The 26,019-nt window shown below is 35.2% G+C and carries 20 protein-coding genes; 7 read left to right on the forward strand and 13 right to left on the reverse strand.

The window, feature by feature from the left end; translation table 11 throughout:
• Positions 1–96: 96 nt before the first annotated feature.
• The 3 genes from MJQ71_RS12975 to MJQ71_RS12985 all read right to left on the reverse strand — a co-directional run bounded on the left by MJQ71_RS12975 (position 97) and on the right by MJQ71_RS12985 (position 5,939).
• A complete protein-coding gene (locus MJQ71_RS12975; protein WP_238807052.1) occupies positions 97–981 on the reverse strand; it encodes a sugar phosphate isomerase/epimerase family protein in 885 nt (294 codons plus the stop codon).
• 178 nt (positions 982–1,159) lie between these two features.
• Entirely contained in the window at positions 1,160–2,839 is a 1,680-nt protein-coding gene (locus MJQ71_RS12980; RefSeq protein ID WP_238807053.1) for a RagB/SusD family nutrient uptake outer membrane protein, read from the reverse strand.
• Between the two features lie 40 nt (positions 2,840–2,879).
• Positions 2,880–5,939, reverse strand: a complete 3,060-nt coding sequence (locus tag MJQ71_RS12985; RefSeq protein WP_374759618.1) for a SusC/RagA family TonB-linked outer membrane protein — start codon at positions 5,937–5,939, stop codon at positions 2,880–2,882.
• Between the two features lie 313 nt (positions 5,940–6,252).
• Here MJQ71_RS12985 and MJQ71_RS12990 point away from each other — a divergent pair, with 313 nt between their 5' ends.
• Positions 6,253–7,116: an AraC family transcriptional regulator gene (locus tag MJQ71_RS12990; RefSeq protein WP_238807054.1), complete on the forward strand. Its 864-nt coding sequence runs from the start codon at positions 6,253–6,255 to the stop codon at positions 7,114–7,116.
• Between the two features lie 73 nt (positions 7,117–7,189).
• On the opposite strand, the gene MJQ71_RS12995 is transcribed toward MJQ71_RS12990, so the two are convergent.
• The 3 genes from MJQ71_RS12995 to MJQ71_RS13005 form a co-directional block, all read right to left on the reverse strand.
• Positions 7,190–7,402 carry a hypothetical protein gene (locus MJQ71_RS12995; protein WP_238807055.1) on the reverse strand — a complete coding sequence of 71 codons (213 nt, stop codon included), beginning with the start codon at positions 7,400–7,402 and terminating at the stop codon, positions 7,190–7,192.
• 112 nt (positions 7,403–7,514) lie between these two features.
• Positions 7,515–7,808 (reverse strand): putative quinol monooxygenase, encoded by a 294-nt coding sequence (locus MJQ71_RS13000; RefSeq protein WP_238807056.1) that lies wholly within the window; start codon positions 7,806–7,808, stop codon positions 7,515–7,517.
• A gap of 5 nt (positions 7,809–7,813) precedes the next feature.
• Positions 7,814–11,401, reverse strand: a complete 3,588-nt coding sequence (locus MJQ71_RS13005; protein WP_238807057.1) for a PAS domain S-box protein — start codon at positions 11,399–11,401, stop codon at positions 7,814–7,816.
• Positions 11,402–11,779: 378 nt separating this feature from the next.
• On the opposite strand from MJQ71_RS13005, the gene MJQ71_RS13010 reads away from it, so the two are divergent.
• From MJQ71_RS13010 to MJQ71_RS13025, 4 genes are read left to right on the forward strand one after another with little or no spacing between them, the layout of a single operon-like run.
• Positions 11,780–12,676: a LysR substrate-binding domain-containing protein gene (locus MJQ71_RS13010; protein ID WP_238807058.1), complete on the forward strand. Its 897-nt coding sequence runs from the start codon at positions 11,780–11,782 to the stop codon at positions 12,674–12,676.
• Between the two features lie 57 nt (positions 12,677–12,733).
• A complete protein-coding gene (locus tag MJQ71_RS13015; protein WP_238807059.1) occupies positions 12,734–13,657 on the forward strand; it encodes a YeiH family protein in 924 nt (307 codons plus the stop codon).
• 7 nt (positions 13,658–13,664) lie between these two features.
• Positions 13,665–14,891 (forward strand): sulfite oxidase, encoded by a 1,227-nt coding sequence (locus tag MJQ71_RS13020; protein ID WP_238807060.1) that lies wholly within the window; start codon positions 13,665–13,667, stop codon positions 14,889–14,891.
• A gap of 9 nt (positions 14,892–14,900) precedes the next feature.
• A complete protein-coding gene (locus tag MJQ71_RS13025) occupies positions 14,901–15,305 on the forward strand; it encodes a hypothetical protein (RefSeq protein WP_238807061.1) in 405 nt (134 codons plus the stop codon).
• Between the two features lie 38 nt (positions 15,306–15,343).
• On the opposite strand, the gene MJQ71_RS13030 is transcribed toward MJQ71_RS13025, so the two are convergent.
• The 5 genes from MJQ71_RS13030 to bamJ form a co-directional block, all read right to left on the reverse strand.
• Positions 15,344–15,925 (reverse strand): LOG family protein, encoded by a 582-nt coding sequence (locus MJQ71_RS13030; protein WP_238807062.1) that lies wholly within the window; start codon positions 15,923–15,925, stop codon positions 15,344–15,346.
• 194 nt (positions 15,926–16,119) lie between these two features.
• Entirely contained in the window at positions 16,120–17,028 is a 909-nt protein-coding gene (locus MJQ71_RS13035) for a DUF72 domain-containing protein (protein ID WP_238807063.1), read from the reverse strand.
• 73 nt (positions 17,029–17,101) lie between these two features.
• The gene (locus tag MJQ71_RS13040) at positions 17,102–19,111 is read right to left on the reverse strand and encodes a hypothetical protein (protein WP_238807064.1); all 2,010 of its coding nucleotides are present in this window, start codon (positions 19,109–19,111) and stop codon (positions 17,102–17,104) included.
• A 136-nt stretch (positions 19,112–19,247) separates the two neighbouring features.
• Positions 19,248–21,317: a carboxy terminal-processing peptidase gene (locus tag MJQ71_RS13045; protein WP_238807065.1), complete on the reverse strand. Its 2,070-nt coding sequence runs from the start codon at positions 21,315–21,317 to the stop codon at positions 19,248–19,250.
• A gap of 65 nt (positions 21,318–21,382) precedes the next feature.
• Positions 21,383–22,138, reverse strand: a complete 756-nt coding sequence (gene bamJ / locus MJQ71_RS13050; protein WP_290370181.1) for a BamJ family beta-barrel-assembly machinery protein — start codon at positions 22,136–22,138, stop codon at positions 21,383–21,385.
• Positions 22,139–22,376: 238 nt separating this feature from the next.
• Here bamJ and moeB point away from each other — a divergent pair, with 238 nt between their 5' ends.
• Together moeB and MJQ71_RS13060 are read left to right on the forward strand one after the other, a co-directional pair.
• Entirely contained in the window at positions 22,377–23,438 is a 1,062-nt protein-coding gene (moeB, locus tag MJQ71_RS13055) for a molybdopterin-synthase adenylyltransferase MoeB (protein ID WP_238807066.1), read from the forward strand.
• 60 nt (positions 23,439–23,498) lie between these two features.
• The gene (locus MJQ71_RS13060) at positions 23,499–23,942 is read left to right on the forward strand and encodes a GreA/GreB family elongation factor (RefSeq protein ID WP_238807067.1); all 444 of its coding nucleotides are present in this window, start codon (positions 23,499–23,501) and stop codon (positions 23,940–23,942) included.
• 2 nt (positions 23,943–23,944) lie between these two features.
• On the opposite strand, the gene MJQ71_RS13065 is transcribed toward MJQ71_RS13060, so the two are convergent.
• Both MJQ71_RS13065 and MJQ71_RS13070 read right to left on the reverse strand, forming a co-directional pair.
• The gene (locus tag MJQ71_RS13065; protein ID WP_238807068.1) at positions 23,945–24,688 is read right to left on the reverse strand and encodes a glycosyltransferase family 2 protein; all 744 of its coding nucleotides are present in this window, start codon (positions 24,686–24,688) and stop codon (positions 23,945–23,947) included.
• A gap of 46 nt (positions 24,689–24,734) precedes the next feature.
• The gene (locus tag MJQ71_RS13070) at positions 24,735–25,937 is read right to left on the reverse strand and encodes an SGNH/GDSL hydrolase family protein (RefSeq protein WP_238807069.1); all 1,203 of its coding nucleotides are present in this window, start codon (positions 25,935–25,937) and stop codon (positions 24,735–24,737) included.
• Between the last annotated feature and the right edge of the window lie 82 nt (positions 25,938–26,019).

The raw sequence follows: 26,019 nt of genomic DNA on the forward strand, positions 1-26,019 counted from the left end.
TATTATGAAAATCACTTTTTCTTGAAAGAGAAATTTTTATATCAAAAAAGCAGTCAAAAAAATTTGACTGCTTTAACTCATTTAGAAGAAAACTAATTAAAATTTAACTTTTATCGACTCCAAATATTTTTTACTAGTTTGTCCACATTCGAGAGCTGTCCGACCTTTTACAGGCACAGAGTCTAGTTCAATAATATTCCATCCTTTAAATTTCACTTTTTCAAGAGCCTCAAAAACCGCTGGAAAATCAACTCTTCCTTGTCCCAATTCGACAAATTGATAACCAGATTTGCTATCCGCTACTTTCGTATCTTTTATGTGAGTAGCGTATAAAATATCTTTGTACTTCAATACCGCTTCGGCTGGATTTCCTCCACCTTGTGTGTAATGTGCAACGTCAAGCAAAGCCAAGATATAGTCATGGTTCATTTCGCTAAAAATAATATCAACCTCTTCAGGAGTTTCGCCAAGTTGGTGCATGTGATTATGATACGATGGTTGTATTCCTGTTTCAGATTTCACAACTTTTGCTACTTCACTCATATTTTTAGCATACTTCTTGAGTTCTTCAATTGTTGGAAGTCTGTCTTTTGGACGAGCATTATTAGTAATTTGCAGGGAGTTTCCACCTAAAGCTTTGATAAATTTGGCATGATTGAGGTGCGTTTCAATATCTTTTGAAATATCATCTTGAATACCCACATTTCCACTCGAAAACATCGCCAGAGTGAGTTTGTTTTTATCTAAAGTATCTTTCAAATCTTGGGGTTTGTCTTTAAACGGAGCGTAAGTATTAGCTCTGAGCTGAATACCCTTAAAACCCAAAGCAGCAATATCGCCAATGGCTACCAAATCGTTTCCGTTCCAAGTAATGGCAGAGTATGCAATTTTGAATTTAGATTTTGCGGCTAAAGCCTCCAATGAAAACAACGAAGAAGCAGTAAATATTGATGCTTGTGTGAGAAAATCTCTTCTGTTCATGGTTTGAAAGAATTGAGGTTTGATGATTGATGAATATTCAGAAAGTTATCTAAAAAAAAGTGCCACAACTAATTATTTATTTAACAAGTTGTGGCACAATAATATTTCTCGTAAAAAGAGAGAACTCCTCGAAACGGAGGAGTCTCTCCATTAAACTATGATGAAACAAAACTACAAATTAATATCCTGGGTTTTGAGCAAAAACACCTGCGTTTGAACGGTCAATTTGTGTCTGAGGAATAGGGCGAACATTATGTTTATCTGCAACATTAACCGCCGCTTGAGGGTTGTATTTTTTTACTCTTTCAACTAAATTACCCCAACGTTTCAAATCCATCCAACGTGTTTGCTCACCAGCTAACTCTCTTGCTCTTTCTTCAACTAAGAAATCAAAAGTCATGTCTGCTTCTGTAATCAACATTGCATCTTTTTTGCCTGGCCACCCTGCTCTTGCACGTACTACATTGATAGCAGCTGTTGCATCCGAAATATTTCCAGCTTTCAATTGAGCTTCTGCTAACATTAAATAAACATCTGCTAAACGGAAAACAAAATAATCACGACTTCCCGACTCATAAGTTTTATCAGGGCGTTTTGTATCAAAGAATTTCATCAAGGTAGGAAATAAAGCCTCGCTGTATTTGCTTGGTACCAATACTTGGTATGGTTTCTTTGCACGTTCTTCTTTAGTCATTTCATATCCTGGAATAAAGATAGTTGTATCTCCTGCTGCAAAAGTGACTTTTGCTTTTGAATCATCAAACGCTGTGTTATAAGTACCTGGCAAATTACTTTTCCAAGTATCTCTAAATGTTTTCTTATAACGAGAATCATTTGTACGGTCGCTGAAACAAGTTTCTAATAAATACTTAGTAGGACGCAAACGCTTAAACGGACGACCATAGAAAACATCACGTTGCATACCTGCTTGTACGTCATACTGCATTCCAAAGAAAAGATGTAGGTTATTTCCTCCATTAACTGCACCAGTATTATTAGTTAGGTTAGTCAAAGGGTCGGCTGTGTATTGAACTGCAAATACTATTTCGCTATTTTCTTGATTATTTTCATCGAAAACACTGGCAAAATCATCTTGTAATTTAAATCCATAAGCAGTTGTTACGGTTTTACATAATTCGGCTGCTTTTGAAAAATCATCAGCCGCTTTAGCAGTTGAATAAGCTTTTGCTAGATAAACTTTCGCTAAAAGTGTTTCTGCAGCAGGTTTAGTTGCACGACCATAATCAGACGACTTCGCTTTTGCTTCCAATGCGGGAATCGCAGCAGTCAAATCGTCGATGATTGCTTTATACATTTCAGCATCTGATGCTCTTTTTGTATCTTTAGTCGGAAGCAATGTTTCGCTTAGTCTTAAATCAACACCTCCAAATTGTTGGTGTAATATATAATAATAGTGAGCTCTCAAGAATTTAGCTTCAGCTACTCTTATTTTTTTGATTGATTCTGTGACTGTGGCTGCAGGAGCTCTTTCAATTACTGCATTACAAGTATTAATACCACGGTACAATTCGTCCCATGTATTACCTAAATAATCAACAGTTGGCTGCAATTGGGTATCATAGAAATGAAATCCTTTATAACCACCGTCAGCACCTGTTGCATAAATATCAGTGCCATATTCTGTGAGTGTCAATCCTTGTTGAGTGCCATAATAATATCTGAGCGATGAATACGCTGATTTTACAGCATCTTCAAAGCCTTTTGGTGTATTGATATAATCATTACCAATACCTGATATTACTGTTTCGTCCAATATATCTTTACATGATTGAGTTGTAAATAACAACGCTACTACACCAAAGATTTTGATTGGTTTCAATATATTTTTTACTTTCATTTTATTTAATGTTTAAAATTCTTCATTTAAAAATTGCCAATTAGAATCTAATATTCAAACCAAAGGTAGTAACTGATGTTGCTGGTGTAACACCTGAGCCAACATTCGTTGTTCCAGTACCTGATGATGTGATTGTTGCTTCTGGGTCAATTCCATTATATTTGCTACGGTATTCTGACCAAATTTTAGGTTGTTGAATACTTGTAAACAAACGCAATGATTCCATTCCCATTTTCTTGGCAATGCTTTGAGGGAATGTATAACCAAAGTTGATATTTCTTAATTTGATAAATGTACCATCAAAATAAATCAAAGTGGTATTATATACTGGAAATTCTTGAGTACTCTTAGGGCGAGGGAATTCATTAGTTGGATTATTTGGTGTCCAATAATCAACCTTGATTTGTTGGTATCTACCAGCTAAAGCATTATTATTTTGGTGGAAACCACTCACAATCATGTTCCCAAAACGACCAAATAAGAAAAATGATAAGTCAAAACCTTTATAGTTAAATCTATTAGTAATACCTGCACTAAAGTTAGGAATATCAGAGCCCAATAAAACTCTATCTGCGGCTGTAATTTTACCATCACCATTTGTGTCTTGAACTTTGATTTGGCCTACTTCACTACCAAACGATTTTGCTAAATCAGCTTCGTTTGTTTGCCAAATACCAACTTTTTTGTAATCATAAAAAGAGTTCAAAGGCTGTCCGATAAACCAACGGTTACCTAAATCATCAACTTTTCCATTGTAAAGAGATATGATTTCTTCTTTATTTTTAGTAAATGTAAAATCAGATGTCCACTTAAAGCCACTCGCATTACTCATGTTCACAGTTGTAAAGCCTAATTCAATACCTTTATTTCTTGTTTGTCCAACGTTTCTGGTTACTGCACTAAAACCTATTGAACCTGGAAGTTGGTCAGATAATAACAAGTCGGTAGTATTAGTTTCATATAACTCTAATGAACCTTGGATACGGCCTCTCAAGAAACTGAAATCTAAACCAATATTAGCTGTTGCTGAAGTCTCCCATTTCAAATCAGGATTTCCGATAGTATTTGGTCTATAACCATAAGCTGCATTGTTGCCCCAAGCATAAGCTGTTCTGCTTAATAAACCTTGAGTTTGATATGGTGCAACCCCTTGGTTACCTACTTTACCCCAGCCTGCTCTTAATTTCAATAAATCAATCCATGAAATTTGTTTTAAAAATGCCTCATTGCTGATATTCCAACCTAAAGCCACACCTGGAAAATTACCATACTTTGTGTTTTCACCAAATCGACTCGAACCATCACGACGCATTGTTGCAGTAAGTAAATATTTGTCATTAAAGTCATAATTAATACGTGCCATGTATGAGTTGATAGTCCACTGTGTTAATTGACTGGCTGTTCCCAGTGGTAAACTTGCAGAACCTAAACTATAAAATGTTTGGCTTTCAGCAGGAACACCTTGTACATCAGCACTATAACGCTCAAAATTATCTCTTTGAATTGATTGCAATAAAGTAGCTCCAAAATTATGCTTTGCCGCAAAAGTCTTGTTGTAAGTCACGATATTTTCAAGTGTCCAATTAAATCCAAGGTTATTTTGAGTAGATGCTTGTGAATCTCCACCTTTACGGGCATTTGTTGCTGCACCAATAAATCTACCCCATCTTGAAATCGTAAAATCAGGACCAAAGTTCACTCTATATTTCAAACCTTCCATGATTTTAAATTCCGAGTAAATGCTATTGAAGATTCTATATTTCTTAGTCTCATCAATTTGAGCACCAGGGACTATCTCTGCTAATGGATTTGTAAGCAAAGCATCATTTGTTGGTGCAAAAATAATATTACCATTTGCATCATAAGGAGCTGCTAAGGGATTTTGTTGAATAGTAAAGCTATAAGGATTAAGGTTTTCGCCATTTCTAACACTATACATTGTATAAGACGAAAGCCCGACTTTCAACCAGCTATTTACGTTATGGTCAATATTTGCTCTCAAAGACATACGGGTATAATCTAAGCCATCAGAAATACCTTTATCTTGGAAGAATCCACCAGAAATATAAAACTGTGTTTTATCGTTACCACCTTGAATACCTAACGAGTGATTTTGCATCAACCCATTGTGTAAAATTAAATCTTGCCAATTTGTATTAGTTCCAGCTGCTAGTCCTTTCGCCACGTTAGGGTCACCACCCAAAACTGCTACTTTTGCATCAGCCGCAGCATCAGCTACGCCCGTAGGAACAGCAACTCCATTAGCATCTTTATATAAACCAGTCGCACGGTAAGCTTCTCTTACATATTCAGCAAATTCAGGACCACTAAATAAGTTGATTTTATCTAATGGTTTTGAAACACCACCATAAGTATCAAAACTTACTGTTGTTTTTCCTTTCACAGCACCTCTTTTAGTTGTTACTAAAACTACACCATTGGCACCTCTTGCACCATAAATAGCCGTTGCAGTTGCATCTTTCAACACCTCCATTGATTGAATGTCACTCGGATTTAAATCTTCGTATCCTGCTGACAATGGAATACCATCAACTACATACAAAGGGTCGTTACCTGCATTGAATGAACGACGACCACGAATCAAAATCTTTGGCACAGAACCTGGCTTAGAACCCGATTGTGAAACGTCAACACCCGCAACACGTCCTTGCATTGCTTGACCTAAGCTAGTGATAGGCATTTCTTGAATTTGCTTTGCACTTACTTGCGAAATCGCACCTGTTGTTTGGCTCTTCTTTTGAGAACCATAACCAACTACAATAACCTCGCTCAAAGCCGCAGCATCTTCTTCCATAGTAATGTTTACAGTGCTTTGCCCTCCAACTTTCACTTCTTGTGCTTTGTAGCCAATGTAGCTAAATACCAAAGTTACATTGTTGGCAGCTTGCACCGAATACTTACCTGCTGCATCCGAAATAGCACCTTGTGACGTTCCTTTTACTGTTACGCTAACACCTGGTAGCGGATTGCCACCAGCATCTGAGACCTTACCCGATACTGCTCGGTTTTGGGCATCGGCTATTTGCCAGCTAAACAAAATAGCTAAGCCTAGCACCATCTTTTGTAGTAATTGTTTCATACTCAATTAATAGAGGATTAAGTTAATAAATAAAAGGTAAAATAGAATGAACTAAAAAAAAGTAAATTTTTAATTAGAATAATTACAAAACTACTTCTTTAAATATTTTTTCACCACTAAAATTTAATCAATTTCTAATATTTTTTTGACGAATAATACCAATAAATAAACATTTAGTACTATTTATGTAGTAATTTAGCTGTCGCAGTTCAATAATCATTTCACATACCTTGATTGTTTCTGATATTTATTCATAAAAAATGATAGTCTAAAATAATGTTCTGGAACGCATTTAAAATGATTTTTTGAAAAAATGAAACCTCAATTACTAAAAATATCAAACCCTGCTGACGCATCATTTAATCTATTTGTTCAAGAAACACCTTACTTTTCAACACCTTGGCATTATCATCCAGAGTACGAAATAGTATTAGTTTTGGAAAGCACAGGAAAACGATTTGTCGGTAGTTGTATCACCGATTTTAAGGCTGGTGATTTGTGCATGATTGGTGCTTATTTGCCACATTATTACCGCAATGACGATGATTTTTATGTGAAAGAATCTAAGCTCAAAGCTAGGTCTTTAGTGATTCACTTTTTAGAGGATTTCATGGGCGATAAATTTCTCCAATTACCTGAAAGTCAAGCCATTAAAGCATTGTTGGAACGTTCAAAAAGAGGGTTAAGTTTTGGTGAAAAAACAGTAGCGAAAGTTACACCAAAATTTAAAAACCTACCCAATTTAACAGGCATGGAACGCTTGCTCGAAATGATTTCAATTCTAACAATTTTGTGCGAAAGTGAAGATAAACAAGATTTGACAACCAATCCTATTTCGTTGCGAAACGAGGTTGACTCAGCTCGAATGAATAAAGTTTTTGAGTTTGTGATGCTAAAATACCAAGAAGAAATTCAACTCAAAGATGTAGCCGATTTGGCAAATATGAGCGAATCGGCATTTAGTAGATATTTTAAAAAACGTACTCGCCGCACTTTCACCCAGTTTTTGGCTGAAATTCGTATCGAACACGCTTGCAAATTATTGATGGTTGATAAAATGAGTGTTGCCGAGATTTCTTTTGAAAGCGGTTTCAACAATCTTTCAAATTTCAATCGTCAATTTAAGGCTATCAAGAAAATTACGCCTTTGGCTTATAGAACTAAGTTTTTAGAATAAATTTTATGCTCTTTGTGGTCGAAAGTCATTCATCAACGAGGTTATTTTTTGACTTTCGACTGCAAAGAAATAATTAATGTTTAGGACAATCGCATTGACTTTTTCCTCTAAAAATACCCCACATAAATCCTTTCTTTTTACGATACGCTCCACTCTTTTTTCTACGACCACCACCATTAGTTTTCTGAATTTCGGTCTTACTAACTATCTTATTTTCAGATGCTTGCGAAAACTCTGGCATCAAAAAAAGCATTCCTAACAAGAGTAATATTACTGTTTTTTTCATTTTCTGAAAAGCTAAATTGATTAGGTTCTAATCAATCAATTGAATATAAAATGTAAATCTTAAAACCTCATTTCGAGATTATTACTTAATCAACGCAAAAAATCATTAAAAATTACGCAACGGTCAGGCTTTCGACTGAAAACGCAAGTGGTTTTTCGGCAAATAGAACTTTTGTTTTGGCCCAAGTAGTTTTAAATAATTCAGAGTCTCGATAATTATTCAAATCAGTTTCGGTATCCCAATGACTATGCGTCATAAAAACATTAGGTTGATTAATATCACGCATCAATTCGAGATATTGACACCCTTTCATTGCTCTAATTTTATCTTTTGAGGCATTAAATATCTCCTGAAATTCGTCTGTTTTTTGTTCCAGAAATGTCATTCTTACATACCTTATCAACATCTTGTTTAGTAGTTTTTATCCTCAAAAAGATCAATTATATCTAATAATTCTTGCTTAAACGCCCCAAATTTTTTTTTTACCTCTGCACTAATCGACTGGTTTTTTGCACTATTTTCGAGTTGTTCCAAATAATTTACTTCTTTCGTTAATTGAAACATTGATAAAGATGGCTTCATATCATGTGTTAATCGCTTGATATTAGCATAATTTTCATCATCAACCAATTGTTCTAACAAATCTAAATCATTTGGTATTTTATGAACAAATAAATCAATCATTTCATCTCTAAAATCGACATTTCCTCCCGAAAGTTCATCTAAGTATGAAAAATCAACATTTCTAGTTGATAAATTGTCATTAAATAAATAATCTTTTGGGCGGCTATCCATTACGGTTTGAATTCTATCTAATAATTCTTGCTGCTTAAATGGTTTTGCCACGTAACCATTCATCCCAATATCAAAGCATTTTTGTTGTTCGCCGACCAATGAATGAGCCGTCATCGCAATGATTGGAATATCTAATTTCAGCTCTTTTCGAATACTTATTGTAGTCTGATAACCATCTTTTACTGGCATTTGTAAATCCATCAAAATGAGGTCATATTCATTTTTCAAAAGTAAATCAATTCCTTCTTGACCATTATTTGCTATATCCAAGTCGAAACCAAATTTTTCAATCACATTTCTTGCCAATTTCTGATTCAGAATATTATCCTCACATAGCAAAATCGACAGTTTTCCCATTGATTTTCGGTTGGTATGATTTTCTCTAATCATCTCTACTATGGCCGAATCAACTTTTTTGAAATCTAATGAGAAATAAAACTCTGACCCTCGACCTATTTTACTTTTGACTTGAATTTGTCCATTCTGTAATTCAACTAATTGTTTTACAATGCTTAATCCGAGGCCTGTTCCACCAAACTTACGTGTAGTACTAATTTCTGCCTGTGTGAAACGGTCAAAAATAGTCTCTAATTTATCTTCAGGAATCCCAATTCCTGTATCTTTTACAGAAAATTTAAGTGTGTAATAATCTGCTGTTTCTGCGGTCTTTTTCACTGAAATAGTAACCTCACCATCTTCAGTAAATTTGATAGCATTTCCTGCAAGATTCATTATTATTTGATTGATTCGACCTTTGTCGCCATTTACATATTCGGGCATATTGGCGTCCAAAAACAAGTTAAATTCGAGGTTATTTTTCTCTGCTTTAACTCGTAACAAATCATATACGTGCTTTAAAGTACTTCTGAGATTAAACGGATGAGATTCGATTTCTAATTGCCCACATTCGATTTTTGATAAATCCAAAATATCATTGACAATCAGCAACAAATTATCTCCAGCTACCTGAATATTACTTAAAAATTCGGATTGAAGTTTATCAAGATTGCTTTGGGCTAAAATTTCGGTAAAGCCAATAATCGCATTTAATGGTGTACGTATTTCGTGGCTCATATTTGCCAAGAAACTATCTTTGGCAAAAACCGCTTGTTCAGCCAAATTTTTAGCATTGATGAGTTCTAATTCTGCTTGTTTTTTGATTGTATAATCTTCGGCCACACCTAAAAAGCCCAAAATTGTTCCTTCTGGATTTTTAATACAGGTTACGCTTAACCAAACTGGAATCCGTCTGCCTGATTTGGTAATATATGTCCATTCATTAGAATCAACATTATTTGCCCCTCTAGTTTTAGCTACAAATGATTCAAAACCTGGTTCAATTTCATAGCCTAATTCTAAACTCAATACTTTTGAGCGTCTTACAACTTCATCTATATCATGGAAGGCTGCTGGAGTCATCTTTCCGACAACCTCTTCTGCTGAATATTCAATCATATTCAACCCAGCTTTATTTATTCTTTTAATAATGCCATTCAAATCCGTAAAAATAACCGCATGGCCTACACCATTAAAAATAGCCGTTTGGGTTGCAATTAAGTTAGCAATATTCAAATCCTTTTTCTTTTTCTCAGTAATATCAGATTCTATCGCAATAAAATTGATTAATTCATCTGTATCATTAAAAATAGGGCTAATATTAATTTCAAGCCAATACGTTTTGCCGTATTTGCTTCGATTTTTAATTTCTCCCTTAAATGACACATTATTATTTAAGGCCTCTCTGATTTGTGCAATGGTATTTCTGTCAGTTTCTTCATATTGTAGTAGCCTGCTTGGTCTTTTACCAATAACTTCTTCCAAAGTATAGCCAGTTAAAGTCTCAAAAGGCTGATTAACCCATTCGATTTTTCGATCTTTATCTGTTATTACAACGATGTTATCGGTTCCTTTAGCCACTAACGAAAGTCGCTTATTTTCTTCATTAATTTTCTTGCTAATGGTAATATCACGGGCAATGGCATACAAAAGTTTGGTTTCTTGGTCAGGAGATGCGTTCCAGTTTAGTAGTTTAAAATCTCCATTTTTACATTTGAATCTCGTTTCAAAGTTAATGCTAGTGAAACCTTGAGCTAATTTAGCAATCTCATTTTTCGTTTTTGCAACATCTTCTTCATGGATAAACTCAAAAAAAGGATTTCCTTTCAACTCTTCATTTGTAAAGCCTAATTCACGAGCGAAAGTTGGACTTATGGTTTCAAAATAACCTGAAGTATTAGCAACACACAAATAATCTAAGGATAGATTGAAAAACTGATTTATTTTTGTTTCTTCTTGTTTTTGCTTGGTAATATCTCTCTTAATGACAACATACTTGAGGGGATTTCTTTTTTCATCCAAAAACGGAACAATGGTTGTATCTGCCCAATAAAATGTGCCATCCTTTGCTTTATTTCTTACTTCATTCTTCCACACTTCGCCAGATAATACAGTTTTCCATAAATCAGTAAAAAATTCTTTCGGATGAAGCCCCGAATTAAATATTCGGTTGTTTTGTCCAATCAGCTCTTCTCTCGAATATTTGGTAATTGAACAAGTCGTATCATTCACAAAATTTATTACCCCTTCTTTATCAGTAATAACAACACTTGAGGTTTCATCTAAGGCTAATTTATAACTATTCAGCTCAAGCGTAATTGTTTCTAATGCTTTTTGTGATAAGCTTTCGACTTCGTTTTTTAGTTCAAAATTTTTCTTCCTTAACTCCAATTGCATTATAACGTGCTTTGCAAGTGTCGAAAGAGCCTGTTTTTGCTCATCATTGAGTCCCTTTGGAACATTATCCATCACACACAAAGTACCAATGTTATAACCTTCTGGCGTTGTGAGCGGAACTCCCGCATAAAACCGCACATTGGGTTTCTCTGTTACGAGTGGCGTATTTTGAAACGTTTCATTTTCAAGTGCGTCGACAACTTCAAATATTCCATTATCCATGATGGCATGTTGACAAAACGAAATGTTACGGGGAGTTTCGGTTATATCAAGCCCGATGCGAGATTTGAACCATTGCCGTTTTTCATCAATTAAAGATATAAGAGCAATAGGAACTTGACAGATGTATGAAGCTAATTTGGTAATATCATCAAATTCATCTTCCGAAAAAGTATCCAATACATTATAATTCAATAATGCGTTAAGTCTTTCTTTTTCGTTAAAAGGGAAAGGGACTTTCTTTTGTGTCATAATAGGAAAAGCATTAAAAATTGCTACATTGATAGAACAGCTTGGTAAATTCTTAAAAGTGATTAAATCTGAGCATTCGTTAGTATTGCTAAGGCAATTTGCTCTTAAATCGGTATAAGTTTTCTATTCTACATACGTCTAAGTTGAGCATGACGTATTTTTTTGGGCTATTTATACTTGGTTATGCGTAAAGGACTTAAAAAAATCTTCCTTTCTTTACAATATAGACCAAAATCATGCCAAATCTAAATTAATTGATGTAACGCATTTACTTTGATTTATTCTCAATTATGACCAATACAAAATCTCATTCAAGAATAATTATTTCGCATTTCAACTATTCCAAAAAGTTATAATATATTTAGGGAAAATATACCAATGGACGATTTTAGATTAAAGGTTTTTTATTCCGTAAGCAAGAATCAAAGCTTTACAAAAGCAGCTGCAGAATTGTATATTTCGCAACCTGCCATCACAAAACATATCAAACTTTTGGAAGAATCATTGGGTTGCAGGCTCTTTGAGCGGAAAGGAAATTGCATCAATTTGACGGCATCTGGTGAAGTCCTTTTCAAATATGCTACCGAGATTTTTCAACTCTACCAAGAAGCTCTTTTTGAATTAGGTGCGATGAAAAATCAGTTTCAAGGACAGTTTCGATTAGGGGCAAGCACAACCGTTAGTCAATACTTAATTTCGCCAATTCTAGCTTCTTTTTACGAAAAATTCCCTCAAATTAAGCTGACACTTCTCAACGGAAACAGCGAAATTATTGAAAATGCGGTACTTTCAAAAAGTATTGATTTAGGTATTGTTGAAGGAAAAAAACACAATTCTAGCTTAAAATACACAGATTTTGTTCAAGATGAACTCGTAGCTGTTGTCCATGCTAAAAGTAGATTTTCCAACAAAAACACCATCCAACTAAGCGACTTAACTACTATTCCACTCGTGCTACGTGAGCGAGGTTCGGGAACGCTCGAAGTTATCCAAAGTTCGTTGAAAGAAAACGGCATAAAACTATCCAATCTTTCTATCGTTATGCACTTGGGTAGCACAGAAAGTATTAAATCATTTTTAGAATATTCAAATGCCTTATCATTCGTGTCAATTAGAGCAATAAAAAAGGAATTAAAATACGGCGAACTCAAAATTATTAATATTGAAAACCTCAAGATGTTACGTACATTTTCGTTCGTAACACTACATGGTCAGCAAGAAAATATTGCATCAGCATTTATACAATTTACAAATCGACATTATAACAATAAGTAATTGACAATAAAAAAACACGATTTGTTTACAACGCCATTGTGCTAGTACATTTGGTACATGAAAAAACAAACAATCATTTTATTAGCCTTGGCAATTGTCTGCTGTTTTTCGTTTATTAACGCAACTTGGGCTTTAATGATCGGTCTAACTTTTGCATTAATCGTTGGAAACCAGAACCAAGAAAAAACGAATCTTTGGGGCGGATATTTACTCAAAACCTCTGTAATTGGACTAGGTTTTGGCATAAATATTCAGGTTTTAGCAAAAGCTGGCCAAGAAAATATCGGAACAACTGCCTTTTTTGTACTTGGCGTTTTAACTTTAGGTTTTTTACTCGGGAAACTCTTGAAACTCGACAAAACCATTACTTTGCTCATTTCGGCAGGAACGGCCATTTGTGGCGGTAGTGCTATTGCGGCTGTTGGCTCAGTTATTAAAGCCGACGCTAATCAATTATCTGTTTCAACGGGAGTTGTATTTCTGCTCAATGCCGTTGCCTTATTTGTTTTCCCTAGTATTGGCCATTGGTTAGGACTTTCACAAGAGCAATTTGGTACTTGGGTCGCCATAGCCATTCACGATACAAGCTCGGTTGTAGGTGCAGCAGCAAAATATGGAGATATTGCTCTCAGCATTGCATCTATCACCAAAATGCTTCGAATTATTTGGATTATTCCTCTTTCGTTAATTTTAGTGTTTGGTATTTCAGAAAGTCGAGAATCTTTCAAGATTCCATCTTTTATCATCGGTTTTGTTTTGGCTTCTTGTTTTTTTAGTTTTTTGCCAATTTATAAAAGCTTTTATCAGCTATTTTATCATATTTCTAAGCAAATGATGGTCGTAAGTTTGTATTTAATCGGCACTGGAATTTCAATAGAAAATATCAGGAAAGTTGGTAGAAAAGTTCTTTTTCAAGCAGTTGGGTTATGGTTGATTGTTTGTATTGTATCTTTGTATTTTGTGACACATTTTCAACACTAATACTTTAATGAAATCTATTAATAATCGTCGTTCTTTTATTCAAAAAACGTTATTAGGAATTACTTCGATTCTTGGAAGTGAGGTGGTTTTCGCCAAAAATCTACCTAAAAACACGCAACTTTTAGGCGAAAGTGCATTTATTGACTTGCCCGAAGGAAAACACAAAGATTTGATGTTGCTCAACGACCGTCCTTGGAATGTTGAAACACCTCCACATTTATTGGACGACGAAATTACACCTGCCGATAAAATGTTTGTTCGTAACAATGGTAATTTACCCGAAACCATTGATGTTTCAAAATGGAAATTAGTAATTGATGGCGAATCAGCAAAGACGATTAAAACGTTTTCATTAGAAGATTTAAAAACAAAATTTAAAACATATACATATCAACTTACGCTCGAATGTGCTGGAAATGGCCGCTATGGTTTCAGTCCACAAACTTCAGGGAATCAATGGCAAGACGGAGCCGTAAGTTGTGCCGAATGGACAGGTGTAAGACTTCGAGATGTACTTGAAAGTGTCGGTATTAAAGACGATGCTGTATACATTGGCTATTATGGAAAAGACATTCATTTAAGCGGAGATGCCACAAAATCACCGATTTCGAGAGGCGTTCCGATGAAAAAAGCACTCGAAGATGAAACACTATTGGCTTGGGCAATGAATGGAAAAGATATTCCAATAATGCACGGATTTCCACTAAGATTAGTTGTGGGTGGTTGGCCAGCATCAGTTTCTGGGAAATGGTTAAGTAAAATTTCTATCAGAAATAAAATACATGACGGTGAAAAAATGAGCGGACATAGTTACCGTGTCCCAGAATTTCCCATTGAAGCTGGTGGAAAAGTTGATGACAGTGATTTGAAAATTATTGAATCAATGCCTGTAAAATCAGTAATTACATTCCCAAAATCAGGAGCAATAATTGAAGAAAATCATACGCTCGATTTACGTGGACACGCTTGGGCAGGCGATTTTGAAGTAAAAGAAATGATGGTTTCAATTGATTTTGGAGCAACTTGGCAAAAATGTGATTTAAGAAAACCCAAAAATCGTTTGGCTTGGCAACATTGGAGTACAAAAATAAGTTTTCCGAAAAAAGGTTATTATGAAGTTTGGGCAAGAGCAACCGATGCAAATGGCACTACTCAACCAATGGTGATACCAGCTTGGAATCCAGGTGGTTACCTTAATAATTCTTGTCATCGAATTGCAATAAAAATCGGATAATACCTAACTATGAAACATTTACACAAAATATCGTTGCTCATAATCAGTAGTTTGTTAATGATTAGTGCAAGCCTGAAAGAAGAGCATTCTAGTCTAAAAAGCAATGAAAAAATAGCAGTTACCGATTCTACTATTCATATCGACAAAGCAACCGGTTTAGTTGTTGATAAAGGGCTTGATGTTGTAACGGCTCATTGTACAGGTTGTCATTCGAGCAAACTCATCACGCAATTTCATACCGACCGAGCGGGTTGGCTCGAAAAAATAAGATGGATGCAACAAAAACAAAAATTATGGAATTTGGGCGAAGCCGAACCAGTAATTTTGGATTATTTGGCCAAAAACTATCCAGCTTCAGCAATCGTGCATAGAAGAGCCGCTTTGAAAGGAATCGAATGGTATAGGTTGAAATAAAAATCCTATACCACTCGATGGGGAGAAGTGTTTATCTATTAAATTTGTTCTCGATTTAACCATTTTTCGTGATATGTTGCCTTGAAATTTGACATTTTTTCCATCAAATCTTCAATATTATCCGATACAATCACTAATTCTCGGTTTTGAGATTTCAAAAAACCATCCTCAACCATCACGTCCAGTTGTTTCAATAAGTGGTCATAAAATCCATTTACATTGAGTAACCCGACCGGTTTTTGGTGCAATCCCAATTGAGACCAAGATAAAATCTCAAAAAGTTCATCCATACTTCCGTAACCGCCTGGAAGCGTGATAATTCCGTCACAAAGTTTTTCCATGAGAGCTTTTCGCTCGTGCATGGTTTCAACTTTATAAATTTCTGTAAGGTTTTTATGTCCAACCTCCATTCGGTCTAAAAAATGCGGAATAATGCCTGTAACCTCACCGTTATTTGCCAAAACTGCATCTGCAATTATGCCCATTAAACCTAGGCTTCCACCACCATAAATGAGGCGAATATTATTATCTGCTAGGGTTTTTCCAAGTTTTTCAGCAGTTTCTTTATAGATTGGTTTTGTTCCTGGATTTGCTCCACAATAAACTAAAATTGCTTGCATTTTTTTTTTGTATTTATTGCTTGATGATTATTTTCGATAAAATGACTTTTTGTTAAAAAAATAAAACCCGACAAAGCGTCGGGCTTATTTTGTTCGCTAAATTTGTCAGGAAAAAAAATCTTTGTTGTTTAGTGGATAGATTATACGAATTTCGTGCAATTTATAGACTTGCACAATATAATGCAACATTTTTTTCAGAAGAGACTTCCTTGCACTACTTGTTGGATTATTTTTGGTTCTTTTATAGCCAAATTTGTCATTGAATTCAATCGATTTATCCAATATTTTGTTAGTTCTGGTGCGAACATATTTTCGCCACAATGAACAAAAATATATGCACTTTCTAAGCCCTCATCCAGCCATTTAACCAAGCGATTACACCAATCGTTAATGCGGAAATAATCTGTTGTATGCAATTCATTTCCGACAAATCGTAGCGTAAGATTAGGTGTTGTTAGTGTTGAATGAACAACATCACGCCTGCCCGAAACATCCGAAATGACAGTTCCAACCTTCATTTCAACCAACATCTCGCAAGTTTTTGTCCAAACTTTTTCATCTTTGAACCAATCTGGGTGACGAAATTCGACTGAAACTGGAAAATTTGGTGGTAATGATTTTAAATAATTTTCCAATATTTTTAGTTTTTTTGGCTCAAACATTGGAGAAAGTTGCAGGAAAGTCATACCAAGATGGTCTTCTAAGCCTAAAACTGCTTGGCAAAATTGATTGGTAAGAAACTCACAACCGAGCAATTGGCGGTCATGGCTAATGACCTGCGGAAATTTCGGGCAAAATTTAAAACCATCAACAGCCGCATCTTTCCAACGTTGAATCGTTTCAGGTGTTGGAATTTGATAATGCGTTACATTCAGTTCAATTGTATTGAATTGCTGCGTAAAATAGGGCAGAAAATCTTTTTCTTTAATGTTAGTTGGATAAATTTTACCTATCCAATCTTTATTCGCCCAAATAGGCGGACCAAAATATAAGGCTGGTTTTGAAACTTTTGGAGAAAAATCTAAGGTTTTTGTAGTCAGCGGATTATCGGGAGGTAATGTAAAATCTACATTTGAAATATCTTGCAGTTTTCCGAAATCCATTTTTTTGATTATTGAATCTGCACAAATTCTAACAAATCTGTGCAGATTATTTGATTTAAAATTGATAAGTTAATTATTCAGCCAAGCAATAAACCCTACATTCGTGCTGTTGGCTGTACGGGCCTGTGCTATACATTAAGTGTAGCGGATGATTGAAGGTTTTTTCACGCAAAAGATTTTCATCAATTCCATTTCTTGCATCAATATTAGCCACAAAAATGTATTTTGGATTATCTTGCAATGTCCAAATCATTAATTTTTGATGTTCATTGGGTTCTAATAACCATCTTACTTTTCGTCCTTTTATTTCATCCCAAATGTTTTCAGCCAAGGTATGTAAATGTTGAAAAACATAAAATTGATGATGATTTTTTCCCCAAATAAATGGACCATGCGTTACTTTATCACGTTCGTTGTCATCTCTAATCGAAAAAACATATAATTTAGTATATTCTTCATTTTTGCCTCTTTCTAGATGTAAGTTACGGGTTTCAAAGCCCAAACCTACATAACTTGGCATATCTGTCAAAAATAAAGATACAAAAAAACGAAAATGATTAGCCGTTCGATAAAACTCATCAAATCGTGGGTCATCTTTATCGGCAGTCATTACGGTGAAATTTGGAGCAAAATTTCGACTTTGTAAGAGTTTCAAATACTTTGTAAATCTCTCCATAAAATCAGTTGACCCAACCACCGACGATTGTAAATCTCCAAGCGTTGAATCAGCATCAATCGCCTCTAAATGGTCGAATTCATCACCATAACCCATAAAGTCAGGTTCAACTAAAAATGTTTCCGCAAAAAAACCAAAATGCTTAACTCCATGTTTCTGAACATATCTTTTTACAGCCATCAAAGGGTCATAGAATTCATCTGGCTGTTTCGGCACGCCCGTTGGACGTGGCTGAACATGAGCCATATCGCCCCTCATGAAATCTAAATTATATGTTTTTTGGCAATCATACACTTTCTCACAAAAATACGCCCAAGCATACTTATTAGGGTTTTCAAAATCTAATTCCCAATTTGAATTATCATCTTTTGAATGAAAAAATTTGTAGCGAGCCAATGGACCAAAAACACGCGACATGGCTTGAGGTTCGTCAAATTCGTAAGTGTACCAACGATTTCCATTTTCATCAATCACAAATTCATCGGCATTGATATGCAAGCCTCGATATGGTGGAGCCATAGTCATTGGCAACGTTTCATAGCCTTGATAAATCATTTCGTGCATCAATTCCACTCGACGACGAAGCCTTCCTTGAAAATCATCTTTATGCCCAAATATAATTTCTAATCTTTGAGCATCACTCAAAATGGGTATATCGGGCGAAAAAAGCGTATTTTTTGAATATGAAATAGGTGTGCCATTGGCTGTGCCATTGCGTCCTAAATAGTGCCAAATAATTTCTTCAACTTCACGGTAAATTGACTCCGAATTGCTCGTTATTCGTCCACCAACTCTTCTTACCCATTCAAAAAAGCGTGGATACGCAATGACCATCTCAGAAAATCGGTCTGTATGCGGAATTACGTCCATTCCCACACTTTTACCCATTACATGCAGGATATTAACGACGAATTTTAGTTGTTTTTCAATTGTGTTCAAAGTGGGAATAGCCGCAACTAATTCATGGCTAAAAAACTCTGGATTGATATTAAAACTAGTCATTCCGTAGAGGCTTCCCACTACACCTGGCTCCCAAATTGGAAGTAAGTGAATAGAATCTTGTGATTTTGGAATGGTTAGAGCGTATTTTATTACATTAAAAAAATTACCGATGGTTCGCACATTTATGCCAACCATATTTGATTTTTTTAACCATTCACTGTTATTAAAATGCCCAACGGGGCTTTCGATACCACGATTTGGGTCAATGGCTCGTTGCAAGATGTCATTCCCGAATCGGCGTTGAAGAATGTCTAAAACTTCATAGACATTCAATTGAACGGCAATTTCGGGCAACAAATTTTCGATGTACGACGTTTGGTGCGTAGTATATTTATCTTTATATAAATAATGATTCTGACGCCACAAATCGAACATCGAAGGTTGTGTATAAGTATCAGTTGTCATCGATTTTCATCACAGGTTATATACAAAGTTATAAAATACCGATAAAAACAAAACAGTTTAGTTACAAAAAAAAAGAAAACCCTACTTGATATGTTCAAATAGGGTTTTGATAGAGATGTATTTTGTGTAATATCTACTATTTTTGTGCTGAAATTAAATCACATAAAATACGTTCTGATTCTGTTAATATTAAGTCTTTTTCCTTCGCATCTTTCTCGCCAGAACTCAATTTATTGACGGCCTTTCTACGTTTTTCGTTTTCGTCACGCTCTTGTTTACGTTTGGCTTCATTGAGTGAAATGATGGTAATATCTTTGATTTTTCGGTATTCAGCCAAATCATCGGTCAATTGTTTCAAATCAGCATCTGACTTCAATCGAGCTTGATATTTTTCCTGAATTTTCAATAAAACTTTATCAGAAATTGCCGTAGTTTTTTCGTAATCAGACGTTTTTATTTGGTCATAAGGCAAAGCACTTGGTTGCGAACTTTCGCCCATTTCTTCTGGGTCAAATGGCGTTGGTAATTGAACATCAGCTGCTACACCTTTGCGTTGCGTACTATTACCTGTGATGCGATAAAACTTTTCAGTTGTTAATTTCAGTTGTCCGTATCTTTCTTTTTGGTCGAAGCCAACAGATGTCTTTTTATCGGTTGATGCGGTACGTGGAGCTAGCAAAAATTGGTCTAAATCAACTAATTGCTGAACTGTTCCTTTCCCGAAAGATTGTTCTCCAACAATAACTCCTCTTTTATAATCTTGAATAGCTCCCGCAAAAATCTCCGATGCCGATGCACTGAAACGATTTTGTAATATTACTAATGGGCCATTATAAACTAATTCAGCATCTGTATCGCTTTCAACATCAATGCCGCCATTGTTGTCACGGCGTTGTACAACTGGGCCTTTTGTAATAAACAAACCTGTCAAGTTGATTGCTTCAGTCAACGAACCGCCACCATTGTTGCGTAAGTCAATCACTACACCATCAACACCTTTAGACTTAAATTCGGTTAAGAAGCGTTTTACATCTTTTGTTGTACTTTGAAAATCTCCTCCTTTACGGGCATCTTCAAAATCACGGTAAAACATCGGAATATCAATTACGCCAAGTTTGTAATCTTTGCCATCTTTTTTCATCGGCACGACTTCTCCTTTGGCAACTGCTTCTTCAAGTTTTACTTTTTCTCGAACCAAACGTAATTCTTTGGTTGGCGAACCTGCAGGTGCATCACCTGGTAATAATCTAATTCGTACAACTGTGCCTTTTGTACCCCTAATTAATTTTACGGCATCATCAGTTAACCAACCAACAATGTCTTGCCAAGCTCCATTATCTCCTTGAGCAACCGCCACAATCCTATCATTTTTAGTGGTTTTCCCATCTTTAAATAAAGGTCCGCCTGGAATAATTTCAGCAATCATCACATAGTCTCCTTCATTTCTCAATGAAGCACCAATTCCTTCAACTGATTGGCTCATTTCAATGTTAAATTGAGCCGCAGTACTTGGAATCATGTAGTTCGTATGTGGGTCGATTGTTTCCGAGAAAGCATTCATAAATGACTGAAAAACATCATCTGCTCTCCATTTCGCAATTCGTCCTTCCCAACGCTTGTATCGGTCTTTTAAAGTCGCTACCGTTGCACTGTCTTTGCTACCACTCAATTTCAAATCCAATACTTGGCTTTTAACTATTTTACGCCAAACATCATCCAATTCATCGGTTGATTTTGCCCAATCAGTCTTTTCACGGTCTGTTTCATAGGTTTCATCAATACTAAAATCAAAAGGTTTATCTAACAATGACATGATATAATCATGGCGTTCTTTGTAGCGTTTGCGATAAAGATTATATACTTCAAACGGAGCTGTTAAGTCTCCTTCAAGCAGATCTTCGTCGATTCCATCACGATATTTTTCAAATGATTTAATGTCGCTTTCTATAAAATAAGAGTGTCCACCATCAACATCTTTCAAAAAATTATCCCAAACTTTTGAAGAAAAATCATCGTCCAATTTAAACTTTTGGTAATGATGATAACTCAAAAACTGCGTAGCAAACTGCTCTACTTGTTCTTGTGTACGAGTCGGTTTCAAGTCGTTATAGCCATACGTTGGCGACGACGAACTTTGGTTTTGGGCTTTATTTTCAAAGCAGCCAAAAAGTCCAGTTAAAGTAAAGAGAACGATGATTTTTTTCATAATTTGTATCATAACCACCCGAGCGTCGGTCGCTTAAACCCTTAATGGGGAATATTATTCATAATTTATTTTACAATATCAAGTAATTCTACTTCAAAAATCAAAACTTGATTTGGTCCAATACTTGGCGGGCCTTGTGGACCATAAGCTAAATTTGCAGGAATAAATAATTTCCATTTTGAACCAACTGGCATTAATTGAAGTGCTTCAACCCAACCTTGAATAACTTGTGTTACACCAAATTCGGCTGGCTGTCCACGTTCAACTGAACTATCAAAAACAGAACCGTCGATTAGCGTTCCATGATAATGTACTCTCACTTTATCAGAAGAGGCTGGTTTTGCACCACTTGCTTCTTTCATTATTTGATACTGCAACCCACTTGGCAACGTAACAACGCCTGCTTTAGTTTTATTTTCGGCTAAAAACTTCTCTCCAACTTTTAGATTAGCCGCTCCTTTTTTCATTGATTCATTCTGAAAATAGCTTTGAATATAAACATTTGCAGCATTTGCTTCCATCCAAGTTGGTTGTCCATTTAAAACTTGGTCAATAGCTTTTGCCATCATTTCTGAATTAACTTTCAGGTTTTGTTGTTTTAAATTTCCAGCTATATTCATACCAATAGCATAACTAATAGAATCTACTCCATTTTTCATGCCATCAACCGAAACAGATGGAGTTGATACTGCAACTTTATTTGCTACAACCGGTTTTGAAGCTGGGGCTTTTGGCTTTGCAACTGGTGTTTTTGTGCCTTGTGCATAAGAAAATTGTGTAAGGAAAATGCTAGCAGCGAAAGCAATAATTGTTTTTTTCATTTCGTCAGATATACTTATTTTGGATAAACTTTTTATAAATAACAAATAAACGTACTTTTAGTCTAAAAATTAGTATTTCTGAAAAAAAACTGCGTAATATTTAGAAAATTATTAAGCTTAAAATACTCATGAAGCTTTAAAATGCCCATTTTTGTTATGTGAGGAAGAAAAAACTTGCTGTGAAGGTGTCATCGTTATGATGAAATATAATAGTTAGTTTTAAAATTGAAAATAAAATATGCTTACGACCGACGAATACCGAAGATATAACCGCCAAATGTTGATGCCTGAGTTTGGTTTGCAAGGGCAAGAAAAACTCAAAAACGCTAAGGTTTTAGTAATTGGTTGCGGTGGTCTTGGCAGCCCTATTTTATTATATCTTACTGCCGCAGGTATTGGTACACTAGGTATTGTTGAAAACGACAAAGTTGATATTAGTAATCTCCAACGTCAAATCTTATTTAGCTCACTATCAGTTGGTTATGGAAAAATTTCGGAAACAGCTAAACGCCTCAATGAACTCAATCCCTTAGTTAAAATTAATCAATATCCTTCTCATTTCTGTGCAGAAAATGCTTTAGAAATCATTAAAGATTATGATATTGTGATTGACGGAACGGATAATTTCCCAACTCGATATTTGGTTAATGATGCTTGTGTTTTGCTCAATAAACCCTTTGTTTATGGTGCGATTCATCGTTTTGAAGGGCAAGTTGCTGTTTTTAACTATAAAAATTCAACTACTTACAGAGATTTATTTCCGAGTCCACCGCCACCAGAGCAAGCTCCAAATTGTGCAGAAGCGGGTGTTTTAGGTGTTCTTCCAGGTATCATTGGCTCAATGCAAGCCCTCGAAGCAATAAAAATAATCACTGATATTGGTGAACCATTAGCAGGGAAATTATTGGTTCTAGATACGCTTTCGATGCAAAGTAGAATCATAAAAATCCCCAAAATGCCTGACACGCCAAAAATCACACATCTAATTGATTATGAGGCATTTTGTGGATTAAAAAGCAACATAGAAATTAGTTTTGAATTGCTAAAAACACACGCTAATTATCAACTGATTGATGTTCGAGAACCGCAAGAATATGCTGTAAAAAATTTGGGAGGTGAATTAATGCCACTTTCTGAAATTGAAAAACATTTACCAAAAATTAGTCGAGATAAAACAGTAGTTGTCCATTGCCAAAGCGGAATTCGGAGCTTAAAAGCGATTAAAATTTTACAGGAAAAATATGGTTTTGACAATTTATTAAACTTAACAGGAGGTATAAACGCAATTTTGGATAAATAAATTAGAACTTTTATATCCAATTTTTTTATTCAAATATTTAATTTCCCCTTATTAAAACACATGAAATCACAGCTTTTAGAAACCATAAAAGAGTTTATTGAAAACCGAATGAAAACTTCTTGGGATGCAATGGAAGCAGCCAAAAATTCGGCAAATGAAGAAGGAAAAAGTTCGGCTGGAGATAAATACGAAACCGCAAGAGCAATGGGGCAACTTGACCGCGAAATGAACGGCCGAATGTATGAACAAGCTCGCCAAGAAAGATTATCACTTGATAAAATTGACCCTGAAGCTATTTTTTCAAAGGTTGCTTTTGGAGCTTTAGTCGAAACTTCAATGGGTATATTCTTTGTTTCTATCGGAGCTGGAGTAATTGATTTTGATTCAAAAAAAATCATGGCAATTTCCCCACAATCACCTATTGGACAGGTTATAATGGGGAAAGTCAATGGAGATTCTTTTGATTTTCGAGGAAAAACTCAGAGAATAATATCCATAAGTTAGCTTCAAACAAACCACTGCAAAACCTTTGATAGTGGCTTTGCGTACAGCGTGTACCAGCGTGGTTTCAGCCCATTCATTTCCCAAGCTCGACGGTCTTCTTTATTCGCTCTGATTCGATTTTTGAGTGAAGCATTGCCTGTTCCTCCTGTTCGCATTTTCATTAAAACGGCTGGTATATAATGCGAAGAAACTTTGTATTTATACAACATTCTGAGCATCAATTCATAATCGCCTGCACTGCGGTACGACGTATCATACAAGCCATAAGTGTCATAAGCTGATTTTTTCAGGAAAAACGTTGTGTGTGGCGGCATCCAGCCGTTCAAAAAACGTTCACGTTTGTATTCACCAGACTTCCAATTTCTTACAATTTTATTAGTATCTTCCGCATCAACATAGTATAAATCACCATAAACTGAATCAGCTTCTGACTCTTCAAATGCTTTTACAACCTTACTAATCACTTGATTATCAGGATAAAAATCATCTGCTCCCATCACGCCAATTGCTTCTCCAGTTGCCATTTTTACTCCTTTACTCATGGCTTCATAAATTCCACCATCTTTTTCAGAAATCCACTTAATTTTATCCCCATAAGATTTCAAAATCTCGACTGTTCCATCTTTTGAACCACCATCAGCAATCACATATTCAATATCTGGATAATCTTGAGAAAGAACACTTTCGATTGTTTCTTTGATGGTTGCCGCAGCATTATACGCAGCCGTTACAATTGATATTTTCATTACTTTATACGCTTCGGAGTCTAATAATAAATTAGATTATCCAAGACTATTTAATTTTTAAACCCTCAAATCTACTAACATCAAGCGTAGGAATGGCCACTTTTATCGAATTTTTATAATTATCATTGATTACCTTAATTATTTCATTGGCAATTACCGCCGACCCTCTTGGCGTTGGATGTATTCCATCTAAACTAAAAAAGCTACCAGTCATTAATGAATTGTCGAACTTAATTCCATTAACTATAAAAGATTTGTTTTTTACTTGTTTGTACAAATTATTCAAATCGAAAACAGGAATTGATCTTTTATTTGCTTCAAAATTCAAAACACCGTTAAAATCGTTTAGTCGAGCAGCCACAGCATTTATTTCATCTTTATCGAGTACTTCTTCATTTGAAAGCGGGTATGATGCCAAATGACCTTTTTTTTGACCTAAACCATTACTTTTTCCAACATTCGAAATAGCATCTAAGAGAATCTTATCTTCTGATGTTGCCAATCGAATAATACCATTTCCAGTTGTGATGTAAATGCCTAAAACACCTATTTTCTTGGCTATTTCATCAAATGAATAATAATTAAAATAAGGTAAATCGAGTATATTTGGCAAATTCGTTACAATTCCTTGGGCTTTATTAACTACCAAAGCATCGAAAAGTTTTTGACAATTTAAAGCAAAAACGGACGTTTCTGTCATAGAATTTCGACCACCCGAAGCTGCAAAAGTTAGCATATCATAATCACCAATACTAGCAGTAAAAAACGTAAAATTACTCGCTTTTACTAATTCAATGTAAGATAAATCTTCTTTCCCAGTTGGTAAAATCCGTTCAAAATATGGATTAAATCCTTGTATTTTGACATTCCCTAATCCTGTTTTATTGACATCCGACATCCGTAAATTTACAATCCCATAATTTCCTAAATTGCCCGAATATTTTGAAAAAAGTAAAGGAGTAGTACTAATTATTCCTGTTTTATCAACAACTTTGTCAAATTGAGTTGAGCTATTTCCCGCCGAAGTTATCAAAAAACCAGTGCCATTTTCTTGTCCAATCGGAAAGAGTGCTTGCTCGAATGAAACTCCCGCTTGTTTAGCAATTAAGTTTGGATAAGATGCTTCTTGACCGTCACGATATAAACCTCCATTCGTATATCCCGCCACCAAAGAGCCACCAATAGACACATATTTGGCAAAAATTTCGGGCTGTTGAGCATCAGCCAATATGATGTTTTCTGTTTGCACATCACAACTGGTGATGAATACAAATACGGAAAATATGCCGAACAATATTTTTATTGAAGGTCTCATAAATAGGCGTATTTAG

The sequence above is a fragment of the Emticicia aquatica genome (genome assembly GCF_923079645.1).
GTDB classification, from domain to species: domain Bacteria; phylum Bacteroidota; class Bacteroidia; order Cytophagales; family Spirosomataceae; genus Emticicia; species Emticicia aquatica.